A 16,576-nucleotide genomic window follows, 5' to 3' on the forward strand; every position below is an offset into this window, starting at 1 on the left:
CCTGCGGCGGCCCATCGGGTGACGGGCAGGAAGCCCGTCATACAAAATCGTCGGGAGCGATTTTTAACGTCGCCCGCGGTGGCCCGTAGGGTGACGGGCAGGAAGCCCGTCATACAAAATTGCCGGGAGCGATTTTTAACGTCGCCCGCGGCGGCCCGTAGGGTGACGGGCAGGAAGCCCGTCATAAAAAAGCCGGCGGTCGCCGGCTTTTCGTTATGCGTCGTGCGAGATTATCGCCGGGATGGTGTCATCCTTACGTAACGTCAGAATTTCACAGCCGTTCTCTGTCACCACAATAGTATGCTCGTACTGCGCAGACAAGCTCCGGTCTTTGGTTTTCACCGTCCAGCCGTCTTTCATGCTGCGGATCTCTTTCTTACCGGCATTGACCATCGGTTCGATGGTAAAGGTCATGCCCGGCTTGAGCACCACATTGGTTTCAGGAGAGTCGTAGTGCAGCACCTGCGGTTCTTCATGGAAACCGCGACCGATACCGTGACCGCAATATTCACGCACCACCGAGAAACCTTCCGCTTCGACGAATTTCTGGATAGCTGCGCCGATCGCGCGCAGGTTGATTCCCGGCTTAACCATCTTCAGGGCCAGATACAGGCTCTCCTGGGTGATGCGGCACAGACGCTCGCCGAGAATCGTCGGTTTGCCGACGATGAACATCCTGGAGGTGTCGCCGTGGAAATCATCCTTAATTACCGTGACATCAATGTTGACGATGTCGCCGTCTTTCAACAGTTTTTCGTCGTCCGGAATCCCGTGACAGACGACTTCGTTAATAGAGATGCACACGGATTTCGGGTAACCGTGGTAGCCGAGGCAGGCGGAGATCGCTTTCTGTTCGTTAACAATATAATCGTTACAGATGCGGTCCAGTTCGCCGGTACTGACGCCCGGTTTAACGTAGGGTTCGATCATTTCCAGCACTTCAGCGGCCAGGCGGCCGGCGACGCGCATTTTTTCGATGTCTTCAGATGTCTTGATAGATATAGCCATGGATTGTGTCCAGCTGTGTCGGTTTTTTCGACAATAATAGAGTTATTCCTGCCAATGTTAACAGTCCGGGTGTCCTGGTGCCAAATTGAGAATCATTAACAGCACTCAGCGTCAACAACAGTTGGTTTCCGATCGGGTTTTGTGGTATAAAGCGCGCCGGACTTCCGTTCCATTTCGTACTACACAGGATGGACTGAAGCGACAAATCTCACTTTGTGTAAATAACACACACGTATCGACACATATTCCGGGGTGCCCTTTAGGGTCGGTAATATGGGATACGTGGAGGCATAACCCCAACTTTATCTATAGAGGTTTTAAACATGGCAACTGTTTCCATGCGCGACATGCTCAAGGCTGGTGTTCACTTTGGTCACCAGACCCGTTACTGGAACCCGAAAATGAAGCCTTTCATCTTCGGCGCGCGTAACAAAGTTCACATCATCAACCTTGAGAAAACTGTACCGATGTTCAACGAAGCTCTGGCTGAACTGAACAAGATCTCTGCTCGTAAAGGTAAAATCCTTTTCGTTGGTACTAAACGCGCTGCAAGCGAAGCGGTAAAAGAAGCTGCTAACAGCTGCGACCAGTTCTTCGTGAACCATCGCTGGTTGGGCGGCATGCTGACTAACTGGAAAACCGTTCGTCAGTCCATCAAACGTCTGAAAGACCTGGAAACTCAGTCCCAGGACGGTACTTTCGAGAAGCTGACCAAGAAAGAAGCGCTGATGCGCACTCGTGAGCTGGACAAGCTGGAAAACAGCCTGGGCGGTATCAAAGACATGGGCGGCCTGCCGGACGCACTGTTTGTTATCGACGCTGACCACGAGCACATCGCTATCAAAGAAGCAAACAACCTGGGTATCCCGGTATTTGCTATCGTTGATACTAACTCCGATCCGGACGGCGTAGACTTCGTTATCCCGGGTAACGACGACGCAATCCGCGCTGTTAGCCTGTACCTGGGCGCTGTAGCTGCAACCGTGCGTGAAGGTCGTTCTCAGGATCTGGCTTCTCAGGCGGAAGAAAGCTTCGTAGAAGCTGAATAATAAGGTTTCACCCCTTATTAGTACCGTGTATGAATAGGGGCCCATTTTCGGCCCCTTTTTTCAATTTATACTGTTTGGCCCCCGGCCGGGCAGTTCACATCTCCCGAGGATTTAAGAATGGCTGAAATTACCGCATCCCTGGTAAAAGAGCTGCGTGAGCGTACTGGCGCAGGCATGATGGATTGCAAAAAAGCGCTGACCGAAGCGAACGGCGACATTGAGCTGGCAATCGAAAACATGCGTAAATCCGGCGCAATCAAAGCGGCGAAAAAAGCAGGTAACGTTGCTGCTGACGGCGTGATCATCACTAAGATCGACGGTACCTACGGCATCATTCTGGAAGTTAACTGCCAGACTGACTTCGTTGCTAAAGATGGTGGTTTCCAGGCATTTGCTAATAAAGTACTGGACGCTGCGGTCGCTGGCAAAATCACCGACGTTGAAGTTCTGAAAGCACAGTTCGAAGAAGAGCGTGTTGCGCTGGTTGCTAAAATCGGTGAGAACATCAACATCCGTCGCGTGGCTTCCCTGGAAGGCGACGTTCTGGGTTCATACCAGCACGGCGCACGTATCGGTGTTCTGGTTGCGGCTAAAGGCGCTGACCAGGAGCTGGTTAAACAGCTGGCAATGCACATCGCAGCAAGCAAGCCGGAATTCGTTAAGCCGGAAGACGTTTCTGCTGAAGTGGTTGAGAAAGAGTACCAGGTTCAGCTGGACATCGCGATGCAGTCTGGTAAGCCGAAAGAAATCGCAGAGAAAATGGTTGAAGGCCGCATGAAGAAATTCACCGGCGAAGTTTCTCTGACCGGCCAGCCTTTCGTTATGGACCCGAGCAAATCTGTTGCTCAGCTGCTGAAAGAGCACAATGCCGACGTTACTGGCTTCATCCGCTTTGAAGTGGGCGAAGGCATCGAGAAAGTTGAGACTGACTTTGCAGCAGAAGTTGCTGCGATGTCCAAGCAGTCTTAATTTTCAAAAGGAGCCGCCTGAGGGCGGCTTCTTTTTGTGCCCGTTTTGTAAATTCAGCTCATCGCTTATAGTGGCGGTGCTGAAAAGCGGCATACAATGTCGCCAGAATTAACTCATCTCACTCGTTGACAGTCTCAGGAAAGAAACATGGCTACCAATGCAAAACCCGTCTACAAACGTATTCTGCTTAAGTTAAGTGGCGAAGCTCTGCAGGGTTCGGAAGGCTTCGGTATTGATGCAAGCATACTTGACCGTATGGCTCAGGAAATCAAAGAACTGGTTGAACTGGGTATTCAGGTTGGCGTAGTGATTGGTGGCGGTAACCTGTTCCGTGGTGCTGGGCTGGCGAAAGCGGGGATGAACCGCGTTGTGGGCGACCACATGGGCATGCTGGCAACGGTGATGAACGGTCTTGCGATGCGTGACTCACTTCATCGCGCCTATGTGAACGCTCGCCTGATGTCAGCGATTCCGCTGAATGGCGTGTGTGATAACTACAGCTGGGCGGAAGCCATCAGCCTGCTGCGTAACAATCGCGTCGTGATTCTTTCAGCAGGGACCGGTAACCCGTTCTTCACCACCGATTCCGCTGCCTGTCTGCGCGGTATTGAAATCGAAGCCGATGTTGTGCTGAAAGCCACCAAAGTCGACGGTGTGTTTACCGCTGACCCGGCCAAAGACCCGTCTGCCACCATGTACGATCAGCTGACCTACAGCGAAGTGCTCGATAAAGAACTGAAAGTCATGGATTTGGCCGCCTTTACCCTGGCGCGTGACCATAAATTGCCGATTCGCGTCTTCAACATGAACAAACCCGGCGCACTGCGTCGCGTGGTGATGGGCGAAAAAGAAGGCACATTGATTACGGAATAATTCCCGTCAGCGCCAAATCCGGGTAATATTCCGCCTTACTTTCGCGGGCTTATTGCCCGGTGATTTGCATTAAACCTGACTATACTTAGCTCACTTTTACGGTGAGCGACCGTCTGGTCTGTCTGAGACAAGTTTTCAAGGATTCGTAACGTGATTAGCGATATCAGAAAAGATGCTGAAGTACGCATGGAAAAATGCGTCGAAGCGTTCAAAACCCAAATCAGCAAAATACGCACGGGTCGTGCTTCTCCCAGCCTGCTGGATGGCATTGTCGTGGAATATTACGGCACGCCGACGCCTCTGCGTCAGCTGGCAAGCGTCACGGTAGAAGACTCCCGTACACTGAAAATCAACGTATTCGATCGCTCGATGAGCCCGGCCGTTGAGAAAGCGATCATGGCTTCCGATCTCGGTCTGAACCCGAGCTCTGCGGGTACCGACATCCGCGTTCCGCTGCCGCCGCTGACCGAAGAACGTCGTAAAGATCTGACTAAGATCGTGCGTGCCGAAGCCGAACAGGCTCGCGTGTCTGTCCGTAACGTGCGTCGTGATGCTAACGACAAAGTTAAAGCGCTGCTGAAAGACAAAGAGATCAGCGAAGATGACGATCGCCGTTCTCAGGACGACGTGCAGAAAATGACTGACGCCGCCATTAAGAAAGTGGATGCGGCGCTGGCCGATAAAGAAGCGGAACTGATGCAGTTCTGATTCTCTGCCGATACGCTCGCCGCCCACTTTGATTGATGAGCTGCGGGCGTTAAGTCTGAAACGCCGTACAGAAGACCGAACGCTCAATTCCTGGGATTGTGTTAAAACGGTCGGCCCTGTAGCCTTTGGCACGCTTGCTGAAGGTGATAGACCGCCGATCTGCTCCCGGGTCATTGTGGCGTAAGGGCTTTCTGACGGCGTTTTTCTTTTTATCCTGTCTCAATTCTTCTGGACATCTCATGAAGCAATTAACCGTTCTCGGTTCGACCGGTTCAATTGGCTGCAGCACGCTGGATGTGGTGCGCCATAACCCCGATCGCTTTTCCATCGCCGCGCTGGTCGCAGGGAAAAATGTCGACCGCATGGTTGAACAATGTCTGGAATTTTTTCCCCGCTACGCGGTGATGGACGATGTACAAAGCGCCGACGCGCTGCGCATCCGCCTGCGTGAAAACGGTAGCCGCACTGACGTATTGAGCGGCCAGCAGGCTGCCGCTGAAGTGGCTGCGCTGGACGAAGTTGACCAGGTCATGGCGGCGATTGTGGGTGCTGCGGGGCTGGTGCCAACGCTGGCCGCCATCCGTGCCGGCAAAACGGTGCTGCTGGCGAATAAAGAGTCGCTGGTCACCTGCGGACGTCTGTTTATGGATGCCGTACAGCAGTATGGTGCGCACCTGCTGCCCGTGGACAGCGAACATAACGCGATTTTTCAGAGTATGCCTGTAACCGTACAGCATAATCTTGGATACGCTGACTTAACGCAGAACGGCGTATCGTCGATTCTGCTGACCGGTTCCGGTGGTCCTTTCCGGGAAACGGCGATAGCGGAACTGGCGGCGATGACGCCGGATCAGGCCTGCCGTCACCCCAACTGGTCAATGGGACGCAAAATCTCTGTCGATTCCGCCACGATGATGAACAAAGGGCTGGAATATATCGAAGCCCGCTGGTTGTTCAACGCTTCAGCCCGGCAGATGGAAGTGCTGATCCATCCGCAGTCCGTCATTCACTCGATGGTGCGTTATCTTGACGGCAGCGTCATTGCACAGCTCGGCGAACCGGATATGCGTACGCCTATCGCCCATACGATGGGCTGGCCAGACCGCCTGAATTCTGGCGTGCCGGCGTTAGACTTCTGCCAGCTGAGCCAGCTGAGCTTTTCCGCGCCGGACTACGGGCGCTATCCGTGTCTCAAGCTGGCGATGGACGCATTTGATCAAGGTCAGGCGGCGACAACGGCACTGAATGCGGCCAACGAAATCTCCGTGGCGGCCTTCCTGGCTGAAGAGATTCGCTTTACCGATATTGCGGGAGTCAACCTGGCGGTACTGGATCAGCTGGCGCTTGATGAGCCGCAAAGCATTGATGAAGTGCTGGTTATTGATGCTCAGGCCAGGGTCGTTGCGCAGAAGCAGATAAAACATCTGACAACGCGGGGCTGAACCTCCCGACACGTTGTGATATTTGTGGGCGCTGGGCTTCGGTGATATAGTCTGCGCCACCCAATCGTTGCATTTTGTTGTAAAAGATTGTGGTGGCCGTGGAAAAACACGGCTTTTTTGCGTAAAGCTTTGGGTTGTTCTCTGCGATTAGCTGTAGCTTCGGCACTGGATAAAAATGCGTATACAGCGCTGACCGGTTGCTCGCGTTTAGTGGCTTGGCTAATCCTTATTATGGACTTAAAACGCGTTATGTTGTCTGCTAATCACACTGTCAGCGAAATATCGCCTGCGCATGGCTGTCGTCATGTCGCCATTATCATGGACGGCAACGGTCGTTGGGCGAAACAGCAAGGAAAAATTCGCGCATTCGGCCATAAAGCCGGGGCGAAGTCGGTTCGTCGCGCGGTCTCCTTCGCGGCGAACAATGGTATTGAAGCGTTGACGCTATATGCATTCAGCAGCGAGAACTGGAACCGCCCCGAGCAGGAAGTCAGTGCTCTGATGGAGCTGTTCGTTTGGGCGCTGGATAGCGAAGTGAAAAGCTTGCATCGGCATAACGTTCGTCTGCGGATCATCGGCGAGACGACGCGTTTTAATGCTCGCCTGCAGGAGCGTATCCGCAAAGCGGAAGCGCTGACGGAGAACAACACGGGCTTAACGCTGAATATTGCGGCGAACTACGGTGGGCGCTGGGATATTATTCAGGGTGTCCGCAATCTGGCCGAACAGGTTCAGAACGGGTTACTTCGGCCCGAACAGATCACGGAAGACATGCTGAGTCAGCAGGTCTGTATGCATGAACTGGCACCTGTAGATTTAGTTATTAGGACCGGGGGAGAGCATCGCATCAGTAATTTTTTGATTTGGCAAATTGCGTATGCCGAACTTTACTTTACCGATGTTCTTTGGCCCGATTTTGCTGAACAGGACTTTGAAGGTGCACTCCATGCCTTTGTTAATCGAGAGCGTCGTTTCGGCGGCACTGAGCCGGGTGGCAATCATGCCTGATGGGGGTCACTTTTGCTGAAGTATCGCCTGATATCGGCTTTCGTTTTAATCCCCGTGGTGATTGCGGCGCTTTTTCTGTTGCCGCCTGCGGGTTTTGCCATCGTCACGCTCGTGGTGTGTATGCTCGCTGCGTGGGAGTGGGGGCAATTTAGCGGTTTCACTTCAACTTCACAACGCATCTGGCTGGCGCTGCTGTGTGGCCTGCTACTGGCGTTGATGCTTTTCCTGATGCCGGAATATCACTACGACGTTCATCAACCGTTGGTTGAGGGATCGCTCTGGGCGTCGTTTGGCTGGTGGATTGTGGCGCTGCTGCTGGTGCTTTCTTACCCGGCCTCCGCTGCTTTCTGGCGCAACTCGAAAGCGCTGCGTCTGATCTTTGGTATTCTGACCATCGTCCCGTTCTTCTGGGGCATGCTGGCGCTGCGCGCCTGGCATTATGCGGATAACCATTACAGCGGCGCGCTGTGGCTGCTGTACGTGATGATTCTGGTCTGGGGCGCGGATTCTGGCGCCTATATGTTTGGCAAGATGTTCGGCAAGCATAAGCTGGCACCGAAAGTGTCTCCGGGTAAAACCTGGCAGGGGTTCTTCGGCGGCCTGGTGACGGCAGCGGTCATCTCCTGGGCCTACGGTCAGTGGGCGAATCTGGATGTTACCCCAACGGTATTACTGGTGTGTTCCGTTGTTGCGGCACTGGCATCGGTGCTGGGCGATCTGACAGAGAGTATGTTTAAGCGAGAGGCCGGCATTAAGGATAGCGGTCATCTGATTCCCGGACACGGTGGAATACTGGATCGTATCGATAGCCTGACGGCGGCGGTACCGGTGTTTGCTTGTCTGCTATTGTTGGTCTTCAGGACGATTTGACGGAAGGTTTTATGCTAAGCGTTCTCTGGAATTTGGCTGCCTTTATCATTGCGCTGGGCGTATTGATCACCGTGCATGAGTTTGGCCATTTCTGGGTGGCTCGTCGCTGCGGCGTTCGCGTTGAACGCTTTTCCATCGGCTTTGGTAAAGCGTTATGGCGACGTTTTGACAAGCAGGGAACGGAATTCGTCATCGCTCTTATTCCACTCGGCGGCTATGTCAAAATGCTCGACGAACGCGTCGAGCCGGTGGCGCCTGAGATGCGCCACTACGCTTTCAATAACAAAACCGTTGGCCAGCGTGCGGCCATCATTGCCGCTGGTCCTGTCGCGAACTTCATTTTTGCCATCTTTGCCTACTGGCTGGTGTTTATCATCGGTGTCCCTGGTATCCGTCCGGTTGTTGGTGAAATAGTACCCGACTCGATTGCCGCACACGCACAAATTGCAAAAGGAACGGAACTTAAAGCGATAGATGGCATCGAAACGCCTGATTGGGATGCAGTGCGTATGGCGCTGGTCTCGAAGATAGGCGACGAGCAAACAATAGTTACGGTCGCCCCTTTCGGGAGCAGTCAGCGCCAGGATAAAATCCTCGATCTGCGGCACTGGGCGTTTGAGCCGGATAAACAAGATCCGGTGACATCGCTGGGTATTCAGCCTCGCAGCGCGCAGATTGATACGGTGCTGGCTGAAGTACAATCTGGTTCGGCGGCGCAGAAGGCCGGTTTGCAAGCGGGCGACAGGATCGTTAAAGTCGATGGTCAACCGTTAACGCAGTGGATGACGTTTGTAAATCTGGTGCGTGATAATCCGGGTAAGGCGCTGATTCTGGACATCGAGCGACAGGGGAGTCCCTTGTCTGTTACGCTGACGCCAGATAGCCGATCCGCAAAAGGTAAAGCCGAAGGGTTTGCAGGGGTCGTACCTAAGGTCATCCCGCTGCCTGATGAATATAAAACAGTGCGTCAGTACGGGCCGTTTGCCGCCATTGCTGAAGCCACGGATAAAACCTGGCAACTGATGTCATTAACCGTCAGGATGCTGGGTAAATTGATAACCGGTGATGTCAAACTGAACAACCTCAGCGGGCCGATTTCTATCGCCCAGGGGGCTGGAATGTCAGCGGAGTTTGGATTGATTTACTATCTGATGTTCCTTGCGCTGATTAGCGTGAACCTCGGAATAATCAATCTGTTCCCGCTTCCCGTCCTGGACGGGGGGCACCTGCTATTTTTGGCGATTGAAAAGCTGAAGGGCGGGCCGGTATCCGAGCGAGTTCAAGACTTTAGTTATCGCATTGGCTCAATACTGCTGGTGTTGTTAATGGGGCTTGCACTTTTCAATGATTTCTCTCGGTTGTAAGAGAGTTTGTTAGGAAGAACGCATAATAACGATGGCGATGAAAAAGTTGCTCATAGCGTCGCTGCTGTTTAGCAGCGCAACCGTATACGGTGCTGAAGGGTTCGTGGTGAAGGACATTCATTTCGAAGGCTTGCAGCGTGTCGCTGTTGGTGCGGCCCTCCTCAGTATGCCCGTGCGTCCTGGCGATACGGTGACCGATGATGATATCAGTAACACCATTCGTGCTTTGTTTGCCACTGGCAACTTTGAGGACGTCCGCGTCCTGCGCGATGGTGATACCCTGTTGGTGCAGGTGAAAGAGCGCCCAACGATTGCCAGCATCACTTTCTCCGGTAATAAGTCGGTGAAGGATGACATGCTCAAGCAAAACCTTGAGGCATCCGGCGTTCGCGTTGGGGAGTCCCTTGACCGCACGACCCTCGCTGATATCGAGAAAGGGCTGGAAGATTTCTACTACAGCGTCGGTAAGTACAGCGCCAGCGTAAAAGCTGTCGTTACGCCGCTGCCGCGTAACCGCGTCGACCTGAAACTGGTATTCCAGGAAGGCGTCTCGGCGAAAATCCAGCAGATTAACATTGTCGGTAACCATGCGTTCAGTACCGATGAACTGATCTCAACATTCCAGCTGCGCGATGAAGTGCCGTGGTGGAACGTGGTCGGCGATCGCAAATACCAGAAGCAGAAGCTGGCCGGGGATCTCGAAACCCTGCGCAGTTACTACCTGGATCGCGGTTACGCACGTTTCAACATCGACTCCACTCAGGTGAGCCTGACGCCGGATAAAAAAGGCATCTACATCACTGTGAATATCACTGAAGGCGAGCAGTACAAGCTTTCTGGTGTTCAGGTGACGGGCGATCTGGCGGGACATTCGGCAGAAATCGAAGCGTTGACCAAAGTCGAGCCGGGCGAGCTGTATAACGGCGCCAAAGTGACCAAAATGGAGAATGATATTAAGAAACTCCTCGGTCGCTATGGCTACGCTTATCCGCGCGTCCAGTCTCAGCCGGAAATTAACGATAGCGATAAGACCGTGAAGCTGCACGTCAACGTCGATGCGGGCAACCGTTACTACGTACGTAAAATTCGCTTCGAGGGCAACGACACCTCCAAAGACTCCGTTCTGCGTCGCGAAATGCGTCAGATGGAAGGGGCATGGCTGGGCAGCGATCTGGTCGACCAGGGTAAAGATCGTCTCAACCGCTTAGGCTATTTTGAAACGGTCGATACCGATACGCAGCGCGTACCGGGCAGCCCGGATCAGGTCGACGTAGTCTATAAAGTCAAAGAACGTAACACCGGTAGCTTCAACTTTGGTATCGGCTACGGTACGGAAAGTGGCGTCAGCTTCCAGGCCGGTGTTCAGCAGGACAACTGGTTGGGTACCGGCTATTCCGTCGGAATTAACGGCACCAAAAACGATTACCAGACCTATACTGAACTGTCGGTCACTAACCCGTATTTCACCGTTGATGGCGTGAGTCTCGGTGGTCGTATTTTCTATAACGACTTCGACGCGAACGATGCGGATCTGTCTGACTATACCAACAAAAGCTATGGTACGGACGTTACGCTGGGCTTCCCGGTTAACGAATACAATACGCTGCGCGCGGGCTTAGGGTATGTCCATAACTCCCTGTCCAATATGCAGCCGCAGGTGTCGATGTGGCGTTATCTGAACTCAATGGGTCAATATCCGGAAAATACCGATGATAAAAACTCATTCAGCGCCAACGACTTCACCTTCAACTACGGTTGGACCTATAACAAGCTCGACCGCGGCTTCTTCCCGACGGAAGGTTCGCGTGTCAACCTGAATGGTAAAGTGACCATTCCAGGTTCTGATAACGAATACTACAAAGCTACGCTGGATACCGCGACCTACGTGCCGATCGATAACGATCACAAATGGGTGGTTCTGGGACGTACTCGCTTCGGCTATGGCGACGGTATTGGCAGCAAAGAGATGCCGTTCTACGAGAACTTCTATGCCGGTGGTTCAAGCACCGTGCGCGGGTTCCAGTCGAACACCATTGGTCCGAAAGCGGTTTATTTCCCGGCCAGCAATCGCCACGATGGCGATGATAACTATGACAGTAACTGTAAGAGCACTGAATCTGCACCGTGTAAATCGGATGATGCAGTGGGCGGTAACGCCATGGCCGTGGCCAGCCTGGAGCTGATTACTCCGACGCCGTTTATCAGCGACAAATATGCTAACTCGGTCCGTACCTCCTTCTTCTGGGATATGGGTACCGTGTGGGATACTCACTGGGATTCGAGCGCTTACGCGGGTTATCCGGATTACGGTGATCCGAGCAACATCCGTATGTCCGCTGGTATTGCGGTACAGTGGATGTCGCCGTTGGGGCCGTTGGTATTCTCCTACGCCCAACCGTTTAAAAAGTACGAAGGAGACAAGGCCGAGCAGTTCCAGTTTAACATTGGTAAAACCTGGTAATTGCGGGCAGCAATGGAATGTAAGTGCAGTATAGCGCTGACTTTAGGCGATAATCACGGTTATCGCCTGGCCACGCAAATAACGGTACCCCTGGGTACTCATGGGATGGTAAGGAGTTAATTGTGAAAAAGTGGTTATTAGCTGCAGGTCTGGGTTTAGCAATGGTAACTTCCGCTCAGGCGGCAGATAAAATTGCAATGGTTAACATGAACAGCCTGTTCCAACAGGTTGCCCAGAAAACAGGCGTTTCTAACACGCTGGAAAACGAGTTCAAAGGCCGCGCGAGCGAGCTGCAGCGTATGGAAGGCGATCTGCAGTCCAAAATGCAGCGTCTGCAGTCCATGAAACCGGGTGCTGACCGTACCAAGCTGGAAAAAGACGTCATGGCTCAGCGCCAGACCTTCTCTCAGAAGGCGCAGTCTTTTGAGCAGGATCGTGCACGTCGCTCCAACGAAGAGCGCGGTAAACTGGTTAACCGTATCCAGACTGCTGTGAAAAGCGTAGCGAGCAGCCAGAGCATCGACCTGGTTGTTGATTCTAATGCCGTTGCATACAACAGCAGCGATGTAAAAGACATCACCGCTGATGTGCTGAAACAGGTTAAATAAGTAATGCCTTCTATTCGACTGGCTGATCTAGCACAGCAGTTGGATGCAGAATTACACGGTGATGGCGATATCGTCATCACCGGCGTTGCGTCCATGCAGACTGCAAAAGCAGGTCATATTACGTTCATGGTCAACCCTAAGTACCGTGAGCACCTGGCCGCTTGCCAGGCTTCTGCCGTTGTCATGACGCAGGATGATTTACCTTTTGCCCAAAGCGCCGCGCTGGTAGTGCGTAATCCCTACCTGACCTATGCGCGAATGGCTCAAATTCTGGATACCACGCCGCAGCCGGCGCAGGATATCGCCCCGAGTGCGGTGATTGATGCCACGGCGACGCTGGGTAAAAACGTCTCGATTGGCCCTAACGCCGTGATCGAATCTGATGTCGTGCTGGGTGACAATGTGGTGATTGGCGCCGGGTGCTTCGTTGGGAAAAAGACCAAAATTGGTGCTGGCTCCCGTTTGTGGGCCAACGTGACCGTTTACCACGAGATTGAGATCGGTGAGAATTGCCTGATTCAGTCCAGCACCGTTATCGGTGCCGATGGTTTCGGCTATGCCAACGACCGCGGCAACTGGGTGAAGATCCCGCAGCTCGGTCGCGTCATCATTGGCGATCGCGTGGAGATCGGCGCCTGTACGACCATTGACCGTGGTGCGCTGGATGATACCGTGATCGGCAATGGCGTTATCATTGATAACCAGTGTCAGATTGCGCATAACGTTGTGATTGGTGACAATACTGCCGTTGCAGGTGGCGTTATCATGGCAGGCAGCCTGAAAATTGGCCGTTACTGCATGATTGGCGGAGCCAGCGTAATCAACGGACATATGGAAATCTGCGACAAAGTCACCGTCACCGGTATGGGGATGGTCATGCGTCCTATCACCGAGCCTGGCGTCTATTCTTCAGGGATTCCGCTGCAACCGAATAAGGTGTGGCGTAAAACCGCGGCGCTGGTGATGAATATTGATGAGATAAACAAACGCCTCAAATCGATTGAGCGTAAGGTTAATCAGCAAGATTAGCGCATCAGTTGACACACAAAATCATGCAAAGCAGTATCGGGGCGGCAACCGCCGCTGACAAAGACGCTGCCTGAGAGATGAAGTGTAAAAATTTTCGGCCTGTTGCATTCATAAGATTGCCGCAGGCCGTGTTATTATTGCCTTTTAGTATATTTAGACAGGAAGAGTATTTTGACTACTGAAACTCATACTCTGCACATTGAAGAGATTCTGGAACTTCTCCCTCACCGCTACCCGTTCCTGCTGGTAGACCGTGTGCTGGATTTTGAAGAAGGTCGTTTTCTGCGCGCAGTAAAAAATGTTTCTGTTAACGAGCCGTTTTTCCAGGGGCACTTCCCTGGTAAACCGATTTTACCGGGCGTGCTGATTCTGGAAGCGATGGCTCAGGCCACCGGCATTCTGGCATTCAAAAGCGTAGGTAAGCTCGAACCGGGTGAACTCTATTACTTCGCCGGGATTGATGAAGCGCGTTTCAAACGTCCGGTAGTACCAGGCGATCAGATGATTATGGAAGTCACTTTCGAGAAAACCCGTCGCGGCCTGACTCGTTTTAAAGGCGTCGCGCTGGTTGATGGTAAAGTGGTTTGCGAAGCAACGATGATGTGTGCGCGTAGCCGGGAGGCCTGATACGTGATTGATAAAACCGCCTTTGTTCATCCGACTGCCATCGTGGAAGAAGGCGCCGTTATCGGTGCTAACGCTCACATTGGCCCGTTTTGTATTGTTGGTGCTAACGTCGAAATTGGCGAAGGTACCGTACTGAAGTCTCATGTTGTTGTTAACGGCCATACCAGAATTGGTCGTGATAACGAGATCTATCAGTTCGCTTCCATCGGTGAAGTTAACCAGGACCTGAAATACGCTGGTGAACCGACGCGTGTGGAAATTGGCGACCGCAACCGCATCCGCGAAAGCGTCACCATCCATCGTGGCACAGTACAGGGTGGTGGATTAACGAAGGTGGGCAGCGATAACCTGCTGATGATCAACGCTCACGTCGCGCACGATTGTACGGTCGGAAACCGCTGTATTCTGGCCAACAATGCCACGCTCGCCGGCCATGTCTCGCTGGATGATTTCGTTATCATCGGCGGCATGACGGCAGTCCATCAGTTCTGCATTATCGGCGCACACGTCATGGTCGGCGGCTGCTCCGGCGTCGCGCAGGATGTCCCGCCGTTCGTGATTGCCCAGGGCAACCACGCAACGCCGTATGGCGTCAATATTGAAGGGCTGAAGCGCCGTGGCTTTAGCCGCGAAGCCATCACCGCGATTCGCAATGCGTACAAACTGCTGTACCGCAGCGGGAAAACGCTGGATGAAGCGAAGCCGGAAATCGCCGAGCTGGCGACTCAGTATCCTGAAGTTCAGCCATTTGTCGATTTCTTCGCCCGCTCCACGCGCGGTCTGATTCGTTAATGTCTGCACAGCGTCCCCTGACGATTGCCCTGGTCGCCGGAGAAACCTCCGGCGATATTCTTGGTGCAGGTCTCATCCGCGCCCTTAAAGCACGTATTCCCGATGCCCGCTTTGTCGGCGTGGCGGGGCCATTGATGCAGGCCGAAGGCTGTGAGGCCTGGTATGAGATGGAAGAGCTGGCGGTGATGGGCATTGTCGAAGTGCTCGGTCGCCTGCGTCGCCTGCTGCATATCCGCGCCGATCTCACCCGGCGATTTACCGAGCTTAAACCAGACGTATTCGTCGGGATTGATGCGCCTGACTTCAATATCACCCTCGAAGGTAATCTGAAGAAGCAGGGTATCAAAACGATCCATTACGTCAGCCCGTCAGTTTGGGCATGGCGGCAAAAACGCGTTTTCAAAATTGGCAGATCCACCGATCTGGTACTGGCATTTCTGCCTTTCGAAAAAGCGTTTTACGACAAATTTAACGTTCCCTGCCGCTTTATCGGCCATACCATGGCGGATGCCATGCCGTTGGATCCGGATAAAGGCGCCGCGCGGGATCGCCTGGGCATTGCCCGGGATGTGCACTGCCTGGCGCTGCTGCCGGGGAGTCGCGGCGCTGAAGTCGAAATGCTCAGCGCAGACTTTCTGAAAACCGCGCAGATTCTGCGCAAAGATTATCTCGACCTGCAGCTCCTGGTGCCGCTGGTGAATGCCAGAAGGCGGGAGCAGTTCGAACGTATTAAAGCGGAAACGGCGCCGGATCTTACGGTACATCTGCTGGATGGTCAGGCGCGCGATGCCATGATCGCCAGCGATGCGGCCCTGCTGGCTTCCGGAACCGCGGCGCTGGAGTGCATGCTGGCCAAGTGTCCAATGGTGGTTGGCTATCGTATGAAGCCGTTCACTTTCTGGCTGGCGAAACGACTGGTGAAAACCGACTACGTTTCGTTGCCGAACCTGCTGGCCGGCCGCGAGCTGGTCAAAGAGCTGCTGCAGGATGAGTGCCAGCCTGCGTTGCTGGCGGAGGCGCTGCGGCCGCTGCTGGCCGATGGTAAAACCAGCCATGACATGCATGACACTTTCCGCGCGCTGCATCAACAAATTCGTTGTAATGCGGATGAGCAGGCGGCGGACGCAGTACTGGAGTTAGCAAAATGATTGAGTTTGTGTATCCGCATACTCACCTGGTCGCCGGCGTAGACGAAGTCGGTCGGGGACCTCTGGTCGGAGCGGTCGTGACCGCCGCGGTGATCCTTGACCCGGCACGGCCAATTGTGGGTCTGAATGACTCCAAAAAATTAAGCGAAAAGCGTCGTCTGGCGCTGTTCGATGAAATCAAAGAGAAAGCGTTGGCCTGGAGTTTCGGCCGTGCGGAACCGCACGAAATAGACGAGCTGAATATTCTGCATGCGACCATGCTGGCGATGCAGCGCGCCGTTGCTGCTCTGCCGGTTGTGCCGGAGTTTGTGCTGATCGATGGCAACCGCTGCCCGCCGCTGCCTGTGCCTTCACAGGCGGTGGTCAAAGGCGACAGCCGGGTGGCAGAAATCAGCGCAGCGTCTATTCTGGCTAAAGTCGCGCGCGATGCGGAAATGGCTGAGCTGGACCTTGAATTTCCTCAATACGGCTTTGCGCAGCATAAAGGCTATCCTACCGCTTTCCATCTGGAAAAACTGATCGAACATGGCGCAACCGAGCATCATCGGCGTAGTTTTGGCCCGGTAAAACGCGCGCTGGGCCTTGCGTCCTGATTCTTGTGTCGAGAAATAAGTAAACCG

Annotated in this window: 17 protein-coding genes; 15 read left to right on the forward strand and 2 right to left on the reverse strand. The window is 53.6% G+C overall.

Going from position 1 to position 16,576, the window contains the following annotated elements; all coding sequences use genetic code 11:
• The coding region (locus ROR01S_RS27410) for a hypothetical protein (RefSeq protein ID WP_218016575.1) at positions 1 to 185 on the reverse strand (185 nt) is incomplete at its 3' end.
• A 28-nt stretch (positions 186 to 213) separates the two neighbouring features.
• Positions 214 to 1,008, reverse strand: coding sequence for a type I methionyl aminopeptidase (gene map / locus ROR01S_RS24110; protein WP_004858106.1), 795 nt, complete (start codon positions 1,006 to 1,008; stop codon positions 214 to 216).
• Between the two features lie 323 nt (positions 1,009 to 1,331).
• Between map and rpsB the strand changes: the two genes are divergently transcribed.
• The 15 genes from rpsB to rnhB all read left to right on the forward strand — a co-directional run bounded on the left by rpsB (position 1,332) and on the right by rnhB (position 16,549).
• Entirely contained in the window at positions 1,332 to 2,057 is a 726-nt protein-coding gene (rpsB, locus tag ROR01S_RS24115) for a 30S ribosomal protein S2 (RefSeq protein WP_004858107.1), read from the forward strand.
• Positions 2,058 to 2,174: 117 nt separating this feature from the next.
• Positions 2,175 to 3,026, forward strand: coding sequence for a translation elongation factor Ts (gene tsf, locus ROR01S_RS24120; protein WP_015585106.1), 852 nt, complete (start codon positions 2,175 to 2,177; stop codon positions 3,024 to 3,026).
• A 147-nt stretch (positions 3,027 to 3,173) separates the two neighbouring features.
• Positions 3,174 to 3,899, forward strand: coding sequence for a UMP kinase (gene pyrH, locus ROR01S_RS24125; protein ID WP_004858112.1), 726 nt, complete (start codon positions 3,174 to 3,176; stop codon positions 3,897 to 3,899).
• A gap of 150 nt (positions 3,900 to 4,049) precedes the next feature.
• Positions 4,050 to 4,607 carry a ribosome recycling factor gene (frr, locus tag ROR01S_RS24130; protein WP_004858114.1) on the forward strand — a complete coding sequence of 186 codons (558 nt, stop codon included), beginning with the start codon at positions 4,050 to 4,052 and terminating at the stop codon, positions 4,605 to 4,607.
• 239 nt (positions 4,608 to 4,846) lie between these two features.
• Positions 4,847 to 6,049 (forward strand): 1-deoxy-D-xylulose-5-phosphate reductoisomerase, encoded by a 1,203-nt coding sequence (ispC, locus tag ROR01S_RS24135; protein ID WP_064359950.1) that lies wholly within the window; start codon positions 4,847 to 4,849, stop codon positions 6,047 to 6,049.
• A gap of 249 nt (positions 6,050 to 6,298) precedes the next feature.
• Positions 6,299 to 7,057 carry a (2E,6E)-farnesyl-diphosphate-specific ditrans,polycis-undecaprenyl-diphosphate synthase gene (gene ispU, locus ROR01S_RS24140; RefSeq protein WP_004858119.1) on the forward strand — a complete coding sequence of 253 codons (759 nt, stop codon included), beginning with the start codon at positions 6,299 to 6,301 and terminating at the stop codon, positions 7,055 to 7,057.
• A gap of 12 nt (positions 7,058 to 7,069) precedes the next feature.
• The gene (gene cdsA, locus ROR01S_RS24145; RefSeq protein ID WP_015585104.1) at positions 7,070 to 7,927 is read left to right on the forward strand and encodes a phosphatidate cytidylyltransferase; all 858 of its coding nucleotides are present in this window, start codon (positions 7,070 to 7,072) and stop codon (positions 7,925 to 7,927) included.
• Between the two features lie 11 nt (positions 7,928 to 7,938).
• The gene (gene rseP, locus ROR01S_RS24150) at positions 7,939 to 9,291 is read left to right on the forward strand and encodes a sigma E protease regulator RseP (protein ID WP_015585103.1); all 1,353 of its coding nucleotides are present in this window, start codon (positions 7,939 to 7,941) and stop codon (positions 9,289 to 9,291) included.
• A gap of 31 nt (positions 9,292 to 9,322) precedes the next feature.
• Positions 9,323 to 11,752, forward strand: a complete 2,430-nt coding sequence (gene bamA, locus ROR01S_RS24155) for an outer membrane protein assembly factor BamA (protein WP_004858125.1) — start codon at positions 9,323 to 9,325, stop codon at positions 11,750 to 11,752.
• A gap of 122 nt (positions 11,753 to 11,874) precedes the next feature.
• Positions 11,875 to 12,360, forward strand: coding sequence for a molecular chaperone Skp (gene skp / locus ROR01S_RS24160; protein ID WP_004858127.1), 486 nt, complete (start codon positions 11,875 to 11,877; stop codon positions 12,358 to 12,360).
• Positions 12,361 to 12,363: 3 nt separating this feature from the next.
• Positions 12,364 to 13,389, forward strand: coding sequence for a UDP-3-O-(3-hydroxymyristoyl)glucosamine N-acyltransferase (gene lpxD / locus ROR01S_RS24165; protein ID WP_004858130.1), 1,026 nt, complete (start codon positions 12,364 to 12,366; stop codon positions 13,387 to 13,389).
• A gap of 171 nt (positions 13,390 to 13,560) precedes the next feature.
• On the forward strand, positions 13,561 to 14,016 hold the full coding sequence (gene fabZ / locus ROR01S_RS24170) for a 3-hydroxyacyl-ACP dehydratase FabZ (protein ID WP_004858132.1): 456 nt from the start codon (positions 13,561 to 13,563) through the stop codon (positions 14,014 to 14,016).
• Between the two features lie 3 nt (positions 14,017 to 14,019).
• Entirely contained in the window at positions 14,020 to 14,808 is a 789-nt protein-coding gene (gene lpxA / locus ROR01S_RS24175; protein WP_004858134.1) for an acyl-ACP--UDP-N-acetylglucosamine O-acyltransferase, read from the forward strand.
• A complete protein-coding gene (lpxB, locus tag ROR01S_RS24180) occupies positions 14,808 to 15,956 on the forward strand; it encodes a lipid-A-disaccharide synthase (RefSeq protein WP_064359951.1) in 1,149 nt (382 codons plus the stop codon). Before lpxA ends, lpxB begins: the two co-directional genes overlap by 1 nt.
• On the forward strand, positions 15,953 to 16,549 hold the full coding sequence (gene rnhB, locus ROR01S_RS24185) for a ribonuclease HII (RefSeq protein ID WP_004858138.1): 597 nt from the start codon (positions 15,953 to 15,955) through the stop codon (positions 16,547 to 16,549). Before lpxB ends, rnhB begins: the two co-directional genes overlap by 4 nt.
• The last annotated feature ends 27 nt before the right edge of the window (positions 16,550 to 16,576 follow it).

The organism is Klebsiella ornithinolytica NBRC 105727 = ATCC 31898 (genome assembly GCF_001598295.1).
GTDB lineage: Bacteria > Pseudomonadota > Gammaproteobacteria > Enterobacterales > Enterobacteriaceae > Klebsiella > Klebsiella ornithinolytica.